The 10,684-nt window shown below is 67.1% G+C and carries 10 protein-coding genes; 2 read left to right on the top strand and 8 right to left on the bottom strand.

Going from position 1 to position 10,684, the window contains the following annotated elements:
- Window positions 1-5: 5 nt before the first annotated feature.
- Entirely contained in the window at window positions 6-215 is a 210-nt protein-coding gene (locus WS66_RS19625) for a dodecin (RefSeq protein WP_006755984.1), read from the bottom strand.
- Between the two features lie 134 nt (window positions 216-349).
- On the opposite strand from WS66_RS19625, the gene WS66_RS19630 reads away from it, so the two are divergent.
- Entirely contained in the window at window positions 350-1,243 is an 894-nt protein-coding gene (locus WS66_RS19630) for an NAD(P)-dependent oxidoreductase (RefSeq protein WP_059599961.1), read from the top strand.
- 77 nt (window positions 1,244-1,320) lie between these two features.
- Here WS66_RS19630 and WS66_RS19635 read toward each other — a convergent pair whose 3' ends face one another.
- The 4 genes from WS66_RS19635 to WS66_RS19650 form a co-directional block, all read right to left on the bottom strand.
- Window positions 1,321-1,767: a hypothetical protein gene (locus WS66_RS19635; RefSeq protein WP_027784713.1), complete on the bottom strand. Its 447-nt coding sequence runs from the start codon at window positions 1,765-1,767 to the stop codon at window positions 1,321-1,323.
- Between the two features lie 331 nt (window positions 1,768-2,098).
- Complete coding sequence (gene mscL / locus WS66_RS19640; protein WP_059599962.1) at window positions 2,099-2,530, bottom strand: large conductance mechanosensitive channel protein MscL; 432 nt, start codon at window positions 2,528-2,530, stop codon at window positions 2,099-2,101.
- A 249-nt stretch (window positions 2,531-2,779) separates the two neighbouring features.
- Window positions 2,780-3,955 (bottom strand): tetratricopeptide repeat protein, encoded by a 1,176-nt coding sequence (locus WS66_RS19645; protein ID WP_059599963.1) that lies wholly within the window; start codon window positions 3,953-3,955, stop codon window positions 2,780-2,782.
- A gap of 78 nt (window positions 3,956-4,033) precedes the next feature.
- A complete protein-coding gene (locus WS66_RS19650) occupies window positions 4,034-4,714 on the bottom strand; it encodes a PspA/IM30 family protein (protein WP_044843730.1) in 681 nt (226 codons plus the stop codon).
- A gap of 437 nt (window positions 4,715-5,151) precedes the next feature.
- Between WS66_RS19650 and WS66_RS19655 the strand changes: the two genes are divergently transcribed.
- A complete protein-coding gene (locus WS66_RS19655) occupies window positions 5,152-7,671 on the top strand; it encodes a penicillin-binding protein 1A (protein WP_059599964.1) in 2,520 nt (839 codons plus the stop codon).
- Window positions 7,672-7,759: 88 nt separating this feature from the next.
- Here WS66_RS19655 and WS66_RS19660 read toward each other — a convergent pair whose 3' ends face one another.
- The 3 genes from WS66_RS19660 to argE form a co-directional block, all read right to left on the bottom strand.
- Window positions 7,760-8,230: a DUF3574 domain-containing protein gene (locus tag WS66_RS19660; RefSeq protein ID WP_059599965.1), complete on the bottom strand. Its 471-nt coding sequence runs from the start codon at window positions 8,228-8,230 to the stop codon at window positions 7,760-7,762.
- A gap of 133 nt (window positions 8,231-8,363) precedes the next feature.
- A complete protein-coding gene (locus WS66_RS19665) occupies window positions 8,364-9,383 on the bottom strand; it encodes a threonine/serine dehydratase (protein ID WP_059599966.1) in 1,020 nt (339 codons plus the stop codon).
- 59 nt (window positions 9,384-9,442) lie between these two features.
- The gene (argE, locus tag WS66_RS19670; RefSeq protein WP_059599967.1) at window positions 9,443-10,663 is read right to left on the bottom strand and encodes an acetylornithine deacetylase; all 1,221 of its coding nucleotides are present in this window, start codon (window positions 10,661-10,663) and stop codon (window positions 9,443-9,445) included.
- Window positions 10,664-10,684 lie beyond the last annotated feature (21 nt).

Raw genomic sequence — 10,684 nt, forward strand, 5'->3', positions numbered from 1 at the left:
GTGCGTCAGTCGTCGATACGCATGCCGACTTTCAGCGTGACTTGCCAGTGGATGACCTGGTCGCCTTCGATGTGGCCGCGCGTTTCGGTGACCTGGAACCAGTGCAGGTTGTGCAGCGTCTTGCCGGCTTTCGAGATCGCGTTGCGGATGGCGTCGTCGCACGATTGCCGCGACGAACCGGTCAGTTCAATCAGCTTGTAGACGTGGTCGCTCATGATGCGCTCCCTGGGATGTCGGTGTGTGCGGCCGCGCAAGCGGCGGGCCCGAGGCGGCACCGCGCGTGTCCGGCTTCTTGAGTGATAGGTATGATGGGCGGCAAGTGCAACCCCAATTGGAGACGAGGAACATCGTGGAAGTCGGATTTTGCGGACCGGGATTGATGGGCGCGCCGATGATTCGGCATTTGCTGGCGGCGGGCCATCGGGTCAGCGTATGGAACCGGACGCGCGCCAAGGCCGAGGCGCTCGAAAAGGACGGTGCACAGGTGGTCGACACGCCACGCGAACTGGCGGAGCGCGTCGACACGGTGTTCGTGTGCGTGCTCGACGGCCGTGCGGTCGGCGACGTCGCGTTCGGCGAGCACGGGCTCCTCGCCGGCGATGCGAATGCACGCCGCCTGAAGCGCATCGTCGATCATTCGAGCATTCCGCCTGCCGCGACGCGCGACTACGCGGCGCGCGCGGCCGCGCTCGGCGTCGGCTGGATCGACGCGCCCGTATCGGGCGGCGTGCCCGGCGCGCAGGCCGGCACGCTCGCGGTGATGGCGGGTGGTGGCGCGATCGACCTCGACGCGGTGCGGCCGCTGATCGACACCTACGCGTCGCGCATCACGCACATGGGCGACGCGGGCGCGGGCCAGACCGCGAAACTCTGCAACCAGGCGATCGTCACCGCGACGGTGACCGCGATCGCGGAAGCGGTCGGCCTCGCACAGGCGAGCGGCATCGACGCCGCGCGTCTGGCCGACGCACTGGCGGGCGGGTGGGCCGATTCGGTGCTGCTGCAGACCTTCGTGCCGCGCATGACGTCAGGCGGTCATCCGCCGATCGGCGCGCTGAGCACGTTCCAGAAGGACGTCGACGCGATCGCCGATGCGGCGCGCGACACCGGCGCGGTGATGCCCGTATCGGCCACGGTGCAGCAGGTGCTGCGGCTGGGCGCCGCGCAGGGGCTTGCCGGTGCCGATTTCGCCGCGTTCATCGACATCGTCCGGCCCGGCAACGGGCGCGCGACGGCGCAGTGATCGCGCCGCGACAGTGAAGCGGGAAGCCTGAATGGCCGATGGGCCGCCCGGAGGCGGCCCATCGTGTCGGTGTCGGTTCAGCCGAGGGAGCGCGGTGTCGTGTCGCCGGCGTTCTGGCGTCCGAGGCCGCCGCGCAGGCTCGCCTTCGTGCCTGCACCAAATTCGGGCAGGATGCGCGCGCGGGCGCGGCTCGCGAACACGAGGAAGCCGAAGCCGTTCGCCTCGTACCAGTACCCGCCGTTCTCGAGGCCGTCGAGCGGTTGTTCGAGTGCGTTGGCGATCGATTCGATGCAGCGCTTGCGCAGTTCGGCGATGGCCGGATAGGGCGGCTGAGCGCCGCGCACGCTGCACAGGAGCACGTCGAGGCCGGGCAGCACATGCGCATACAGGACGGGTTCGTCCTGCGCACGGGCGCGGGCAATCTTGGTGTCGAGCTGCGCGAACGGTTTCGAGTGGCGCAATACCGCGAGGAACGACTCCTGGCCGTCCTGTTGCGCACGTCGACGTTTTTTCGGGAAGGACATAAACACTCGCCTCAAAAACAATTGCAAGAAATGCGGCACTTTCATGCGACCCACTCCCGGCTATGTACGCCGCATGTCGATCCTTTATAGCACACGAAAATGCTGCACTCGTGCGGTACGACGATCAATGTCTCCCGTCGACCCGCTTGCCACGATGATCGACACAGCCAGCGTCTTGGCGCCCGTACTGTCGTTTAGTCTCCATCATAGACCTGCTTTTCCCGCGCGTGCATTCGCGCGTCACAAAAAAGTGAGATGGGCCACGCGCGGCGCGTGCCCATGAAAAAGGCCCGCACTTGGCGGGCCCGGCGGATGCTACGTGGCGCGGTGCTCAGCGTTGCTTGAGCGAATCGCGGATCTCGCGCAGCAGCACGGTGTCTTCCGGCGTCGCGGCCGGCGCGGTCTCTTCCGGCTTGCGCAGCTTGTTGATGAATTTCACCATCAGGAAAATTATGAATGCGAGGATCACGAAATTGATCGCCACGGTGATGAACGAGCCGTAGCCGAATGCGGCGACGCCCGCCGCCTGCAGGTCCTTGAACGAATCGGGATTACCCTTGAACGACGGAGGGATGGTGCCGAGCAGAACGAACTTGTTCGAGAAATCCAGACCGCCCGTCAGCACGCCGATCACCGGCATGATGAGGTCTTTCACGACCGAGTCGACGATCTTCGAGAATGCGCCGCCGATGATCACGCCGACGGCGAGATCCATCACGTTGCCTTTGACGGCGAACTCCTTGAATTCCTTGATTATGCTCATGAGCGGCTTTCTCCTGGTTGGGCGAGGGCAGGCGTGCCGCGACGCGCAGGGCTGCGAAGCGTCTGGCGGGTCGGAGGGGATCGGAGGCACGCCGATGGCCGCATGATAGCGAACGTGCCCCATTGCCGGTAGCCCATCTTGAAATGATTAACAAATCACGGAGGGCGCCGGTGCGAGCGGAAATGAAAGGAAGCGCGGTGTAAGGGGGGCGGGCGCGGCGCGACGCGTCAACGCCCGCGTGTGGACTGCTCAGGTGTTGTCGTCGGTCCAGCCGTCGTCGTTGCTGCCGAGATCGACGCTGCCTCCGCCGTTGCCGTCGCTCCAGTTCGAGTTGTCGCCGCGACCGAGGTCGAAGCCCGGATCGTTGTTCTCCTGGCGCCGGCGCTGGTCGTCGACGATCACGTCGCGTTCGACCACGCGTTCGCGGCCGCCGGACATCGCCTCGCCGAGCAGCACGCCCGTCAGCAGCCCGCCCATTCCGCCGCCGAAGCCACCGCCTTGCTGGACCACGACGGGCGGCTGCTGTTGCGGGTACGGCTGCTGCGGGTACGGTTGCTGCTGATAGGGCTGGCCTTGCATGCCGGTCACGCGATCGGCTTCCTGCGCATACACGGAGCCGCTGCCGTTTGCGGGCGCCGCGGGTTGCGCGCTCGGATCGGGGCGGCCTTCGACGCGCGCCTTCACGCTCGCATGTCGCTGTTCGAGTTCGTCGATGCGATACGGCGGCACCGGGTTCTTGCCGTTCGACAGCGCCTCGACGAGCGTGCGTGCATCGGTCTCGATGCCTTCGAGTTCGCCGGTGAGTGCGGCGGCGCCCGGCGCCGTCGACAGCTTCGCGTCGAGTTTCAGCGGACGGATGTCGTTCAGCACGTCGGTCGCGCGTTTCAACTGCGTGCGGCGTTCGTCGTCGGCGCGGCTGTTATCGGCGGAGCGTGCGCGCCGCAACGTCCAGCGCAGCACCAGCGCGATGATCGCGACGATCAGCCCGAGGCCGATCCACATGCCGGTCGACGGACCGTGTTTCGCGACCGGCGCGGCGGGGGCGAGCGACGACTGCAACGAACCGGCCTGGGTGGCCGACGGTGCATTGCCGCTTGTGCGCGCGGCGTCCGCGCGAATGCGCGATTCGGTCTGCGCGAAACGCGCCGCATCGGTGAAGCGCAGTTGCGGATCGAGCGACTTCGCCCGCTGCAGTTGCGCGAGCGCGTCGGACGCGCGGCCTTCGCGGTCCAGCACCTGTGCGTACAGGTAGCGCGCATGCGCGTTGTTCGGATGGGCGTCGATGACTTGCGACAGCTGCGTGTCGGCCTGCTGCCAGTTGCGCTGCGCGATCGATTGCTCGACCTGCTGCAGCGACGGGACCGCAAACGCGGCGGACGACAGCAGCATCAGCGAGAGGCCGAGAGCGGCGAGAGATTTCTTCATGGTCGAACCGGGCGCAAGCGCCCGTCTCCTGACGATCGGTGCGCGCCGCAGGCCCGGCGGGCCGCGGCGCGGTTGCCGTTACTGCGCGGGCGTGTCGAGCTGCTTCTTCAGCGCGGCGAGGCGGTCCTCGACCGACGGGCCCTTGTTCAGCGCGGCGAGCTTGTCGTCGAGCGCCTTGCCGCTCGACGTGTCGGCCGAATTCAGGCGGGCGTCCGAGCGTGCGTTCTGCAGCGCGACCTTGTCCTCGAGCTTCTGGAAATCCTCGGACAGGTTCTTGCCGCCGATGCCGCCCAGCGCGCTGGCCGCGACGTCTTTCGCCTGCGCGATTTCCTGCTTGGCCTGCAGGATGTTCGAGCGTGCGTTCAGGTCGTTGCGGCGCTGACGCATGTCGGCGATCTGCCCCTTCAGCTTGTCGACCGACGGCTCGAGCGTCGTGAGTTCGGCCGCGAGCGCATCGCGCTCGGCTTCCGCGTTCGACTGCGCGGCGAGCGCCTCGCGTGCGAGTGCTTCGTCGCCGGCCTGCAGCGCGCGCTTCGCGCCGTCCTCGTACTTCTTCACTTTGTCGTCGGCCGCATCGCGCTTGCTGCGCTGGGTCGCGACTTGTGCCTCGATCTCGATCAGCGAATTCTCGGCACGGCCGATGCTGTCGTCGAGCTCCCGCACGATCTGCCGTGCGTCGCGCGACGGATCCTGTACCGAGTCGGCCGCATCGTTCAGCAGGCCTTTGATCGTGCGCGAAACAGAGTCGAAAAGCGACATGAAATCCTCCGTGGTTGAAAGGTGCCGCGTCAGCGGCAATGCCCGTCGCGAATCGGTTCCGACCCGCGTGAGCCGGCGGATATTACACCGCCGGCCCCTTAAATACGACTTAAGTGCCGGAGTTCAAGCGCCATGTGCGTGCGGGCTTCAACCTTTCGCATCTGAAAGAAACGCCGCGGCACGCACCGGGTTGCGAGTCCATGATAGGCGGAGCATCGCGCCAATACGTTCCGCAATTCACGCTTGTGCGGGAATTTTTACAAAAAATCGCGAAGCCGATCGGTCGATTTCATTAAAATGCGCTGTCACGTCGCGGGAACGGATCGCCGCGCGGCGGGGTCTGTCGACGTGACAGTTGCCACGATGCACCCACTCTGATTCATCCGCTTGCATTTTCCGCATGCGTCCGAGGGCGCCACGCCGCCCGCCATTCCGACATGCCAATTATCAAACGACCGTCTTCTCCTTCCGACCGAAACGAGCCTCACTACACGTTGCGCCGTTCGCCGTCGGGGGCCTATTACCCCGATGACGACGACCGCGGCGACGACCGTCGCGCGCAGCGCAGCGGAGGCGGGGGCGCCGATCGCCGCTCGTTCGGCTCGCGCGTCGCGCTGTGGTTCGTCGGCCTGTTCGCGACGCTCGCGATCGTCGGTGCGCTGATCGTCGGCTACGCACTCGTCGTGATGGCGCCGCAACTGCCGCCGCTCGATGCGCTGACCAACTACCAGCCGAAGGTGCCGCTGCGCGTGTTCACCGCCGATCACGTGCTGATCGGCGAGTTCGGCGAGGAGCGCCGCAGCCTCGTGCGCTTCCAGGACATTCCCGACGTGATGAAGAAGGCGGTGCTCGCGATCGAGGACTACCGCTTCTACGAGCACGGCGGCGTGGACTTCCTCGGCATCCTGCGCGCTGGCGTCGCCGACCTGATGCACGGCGGCGCGCGCCAGGGCGCGAGCACGATCACGATGCAGGTCGCGCGCAACTTCTTTCTGTCGAGCGAGAAGACGTATACGCGCAAGATCTACGAGATGCTGCTCGCGTACAAGATCGAAAAGGCCCTGACGAAGGACCAGATCCTCGAGCTGTACATGAACCAGATCTACCTGGGCCAGCGCTCGTACGGTTTCGCGGCCGCCGCGCGCGTGTATTTCGGCAAGGACCTGAAGGACATCACGCTCGCGGAAGCGGCAATGCTCGCGGGGCTGCCGAAGGCGCCGTCCGCATACAACCCGGTCGTCAATCCGAAGCGCGCGAAGGTGCGTCAGGAGTACATCCTGAAGCGCATGCTCGAGATCGGCTACATCACGCAGCCGCAGTACGACCAGGCGGTGAAGGAAGAGATCCACGTGCGCACGCCGGGCAACCAGTATGCGGTGCACGGCGAATACGTCGCCGAGATGGTGCGGCAGATGATGTATCAGCAGTACAAGGATGAAACCTATACGCGCGGGCTGACCGTCACGACGACGATCAACTCGGCCGACCAGGAAGCGGCGTACCAGGCCGTGCGTCGCGGCATTCTCGATTACGAGCGCCGCCACGGCTATCGCGGGCCGGAAGGCTCGATCAACCTGCCGGCGGCCGGCGACGACCGCGACGAGGCGATCGACGATGCGCTCGCCGATCACCCGGACAACGGCGACCTGCAGTCGGCGGTGGTGCTGGCTGCAGCGCCGAACGCGGTCGAGGTGCAGTTCGTCGGCGGCGCGACGACGACGATCGGCCCGGCCGGGCTGCGCTTCGTGTCGGCCGCGCTGAGCCCGCGCGCGAACGCGACGCTGCGGATCAAGCCGGGCTCGATCGTGCGCGTGCTGAAGGACGGCAACGCGGGCTGGCAGGTCGTGCAACTGCCGCAGGTCGAAGGCGCGCTCGTCGCGATCGCGCCGCAGGACGGTGCGATCCGCTCGCTCGTCGGCGGCTTCGACTTCAACAAGAGCAAGTTCAACCACGTGACGCAGGCGTGGCGCCAGCCGGGTTCGTCGTTCAAGCCGTTCATCTATTCGGCGTCGCTCGACAAGGGCCTCGGACCGGCGACGATCATCAACGACGCACCGTTGTACTTCCCGCCGAGCGTGCCGGGCGGCACCGCGTGGGAGCCGAAGGACGACGACCAGCCCGACGGGCCGATGTCGATGCGTACGGCCCTGCAGCGATCGAAGAACCTCGTGTCGATCCGGATCCTCGCGTCGATCGGCACGCAGTACGCGCAGGAGTACGTGACGCAGCGCTTCGGCTTCGATCCGGCGAAGACGCCGCCGTACCTGCCGATGGCGCTGGGTGCCGGCCTCGTCACGCCGCTGCAGCTCGCGACCGGCTATGCGGTGTTCGCGAACGGCGGCTACAAGGTCGATCCGTACCTGATCGCCGAAGTCGACGACGCGCGCGGCCAGCCGCTGCAGAAGTCGCAGCCGGTGATCGCCGGCGGCACCGCGCCGCGCACGATCGAGGGCCGCAACGCATACGTGATGAACAGCCTGCTGCATACGGTCGCGACGGCCGGCACGGGCGCGGGCACCAACGCGCTCGGCCGACGCGACCTGCAGGGCAAGACGGGTACGACGAACGATGCGAAGGACGGCTGGTTCGCCGGCTACCAGCAGTCGCTCGTCGCCGTTGCATGGATGGGCTTCGACCAGCCGAAGAGCCTCGGCAGTCGCGAATTCGGCGCGCAGCTCGCGCTGCCGATCTGGGTGAACTACATGCGCACCGCGCTGAACGGCGTACCCGAGCAGCAGATGCCGATGCCGGACGGGCTGACGTCGATCGACGGCGAGCTTTACTACGCTGATCGCACGCCGGGCAACGGCTTCGTCGCGAGCGTGGACATCAACCCGGCCGCGAACGCGATCAGCGCGAACGACGCGCTCGGCTCGGCCGGCTCGGAGGGGCTCGCACCGCCGCCCGTCACGCAGCAGGAGAAGCAGCAGATCATGGACATGTTCGAGAACAAGTAAGCGATACGCGGATGTCTCGCATGCGACGGGCGCCTTCGGGCGCCCGTTTTTTTGTGCGCATCGCCGCGCGTCGATCGATGAGGACGAGTCAGAATGACGCGCAGGCCGGCACGCGCGTGATGCCGACCGACTCCTGCCGGAAGCGCTCGCGGTACGCTTGCCGGATCTCGGCAAGCCGCGCGTGCGTGGCGGCCGTATCGTCGGCGACGATGCGGACCACGAAACTGGCTTCGCGGATGATCTGGCCGGTGGCGCGGTCGCGCCATTGGCCGTGGGTGTCCCAGTACGTGAAGCCGTCCGGAAAGCGCGGCGTGACGACGTCGGCGAGGAAGGCCGCGCGTTCCGCATCGGTGACGGGGCCGCGTCCGGCGATAGCGCGCCCGAACAGCAGGTCGGCCTGCAGCATCTGGTGCGCGTCAGGCTGCACGCAGGCCGCGGGCGTGTCGATGACGGGCGAGGGTGGTGCCGCGCAACCAGCGAGCAGCGCGATGGCGGCAGCGCCGATCGCGTGGTGCGCGCGACGCCGCCACGTCGCGGGACGTGCGTTCGAAGACGGCATCTGCCTATTTCGCATCCGGCATGCCTCGCGCGCGTAAAACGCTGCGCGGTCAATCACTTGCGTGCATGTCCGGCGGGTTATCAACAGGGCTGTCAACATAAACTGGGGATAACCCTCGGTGCCGCGCACGGCTTCAGTGCTGCAGTTTCGCGTGCGCGAGATGCATGCCGAGCGTCGCGGGGTCGGTATTCGTGCCCGACAGCAGTACGCCGACCCGCTTTCCCTGCAGCGTTTCGCGCAGCGGGCCGAGCAGCGCCGCGAGCGCTGCCGCGCACGCCGGTTCGACCGCCAGCTTCAGGTGCGAGAACAGGAACAGCATCGCCGCGCGCAGCGCGTCGTCGGACACCGTGACGATCCGGTCGACGTGGCGCCTGCACAGCTGGTAGCTGTATTCCTCGGTGTGCGGTGCCATCAACGAGTCGGCGATGGTCTGCATCGCGCTCATCGTGACCGTGTGATTCGCCGCGAAGCTGCGGCTCATCGCGTCGGCGCCTTCCGGTTCGACGCCATACACGTGCACGCGCGGATTCGCGAGCCGCAGCGCGGTCGCCATGCCGGCAGCGAGCCCGCCGCCGCCGATCGGCACGATCACCGCGTCGAGATCGGGCGTCTGCGTTGCCCATTCGTAGCCGAGCGTCGCGGTGCCGAGAATCGTGTGATAGCCGTTGAACGGATGGATGAAGAAGCGGCCTTCCTCCGCCTCGATCCGCCGCACGAGGTCGAATGCCTGCGACGCGCTGCCGGCGAGCACGACTTCCGCGCGGTACTGCTTGCACTGCGCGATGCGCGCCGGGCTCGCGGTATGGAACATCACGACCTTCGCGCTGCTGCCGAGCCGCATCGCCGCGTACGCGACGGCTGCCGCATGATTGCCGGCCGACACACACGTGACGCCGGCGCTCTTGCGCGCTTCGTCGAGGGCCAGCAGGTGCGTGAACGCGCCACGCGCCTTGAAGCTGCCACTCACCTGCAGCAGCTCGAACTTGAAGTTGACGTGCGTGCCCTCGAGGGAAGGCAGGTCGGCGCGCTCGAACACGGGCGTGCGCGCGACCCACGGCGACAACGCGAAATGCTGCGCGGCGATTTCGTCGAGCGTCGGAATCGGCTCGCCGTCGATCGTCGTATGGGCAGTGCCCTGTTGTTCAGTCGACATGACGTGGCGGGTGGCGGGGTGGGCCGGCCCGCACACGCAGGCCGGCGTGGCGGGGGCAGTCAGTGTGCGTCGACCGACATGCTGCGGATGAACTTGCGCAGGAACTGCTCGCAGGCGGCGAGCTGCGCGAGTTCGACATATTCGTTCGGCTTGTGCGCCTGTTCGATGTTGCCGGGCCCGCAGACGATGCTCGGGATGCCCGCGCGTTCGAACAGGCCGGCCTCGGTGCCATATGCGACCTTGCGCTTGTCCTGGTCGGCCGTCAGCGCGCGCACGAGCTGCGTGATCGCGGCCTGTTCGGTCGCATCGAGCCCGGGTGCGGCGGCGATCTTCGAGAACTCGATCGCCGCGTTCGGATGCTCGCGACGCATCTGCGGCAGCAGCGTTTCCTGCGCATACGCTTCGATGCGCGTGAAGATCTGCTCGGGATCGAGCGTCGGCAGGTTGCGGAACTCGAAGTCGAACCGGCATTCGGCCGGCACCGTGTTGATCGCGTTGCCGCCCTGGATCGTGCTCGTTTGCGCGGTCGTGAACGGTACGTCGTACAGCTCGTCGAACGGGCCTTCGGCGCGGAAGCGCTCTGCGATGTCGCGGATGTGGCAGATGAGGCGCGCCGCATACTCGATCGCGTTCAGGCCCTTCGGCGTCAGCGACGAGTGTGCCGCGTGGCCGCGTACGCAGCAGCGATATGCGTTGATGCCCTTGTGCGCGATGATCGGCCGCATGCTGGTCGGCTCGCCGACGATGCAGCCGGACGGCTTGACGCCGCGCTTGACCAGATCGGCGATCAGAAGCGGTGCGCCCGCGCAGCCGATTTCCTCGTCATAGGACAGCGCGAAATGGATCGGCTTCGCGAGCTTCGTCGCCTGCATCTCGGGCAGCAGCGCGAGCGCCGTGCCGATGAAGCCCTTCATGTCGCACGTGCCGCGGCCGTACAGGCGGCCGTCGCGCAGCTCCGGCGCGAACGGGTCGCTGTCCCACTGCTGGCCGTCGACCGGCACGACGTCGGTGTGCCCCGACAGCACGATGCCGCCGTCGGTCGAGCCGTCGTGCGCGGGCACCGTCGCGAACAGGTTGGCCCAGCCTTCGCGCGGATCGTGCGTGAGCGTCGACGCGATGCCCTTCGCGGCAAGCGCGTCGCGCACCGTTTCGATCAGGCCGAGGTTCGGCACGCGGCTCGTCGTGTCCATCGACACCAACTGCTTGATCCAGGGCAGGCTGACGAGCGAAGCGTCGCCTTGGTCGGCGGCGGACGGCGCCGTCGCGTCGAGAGTGGACATGGCAAAACTCCGTCTGATGAA

This window comes from Burkholderia sp. LA-2-3-30-S1-D2 (assembly GCF_001523915.2).
In the GTDB taxonomy this organism is placed as follows: domain Bacteria; phylum Pseudomonadota; class Gammaproteobacteria; order Burkholderiales; family Burkholderiaceae; genus Burkholderia; species Burkholderia diffusa.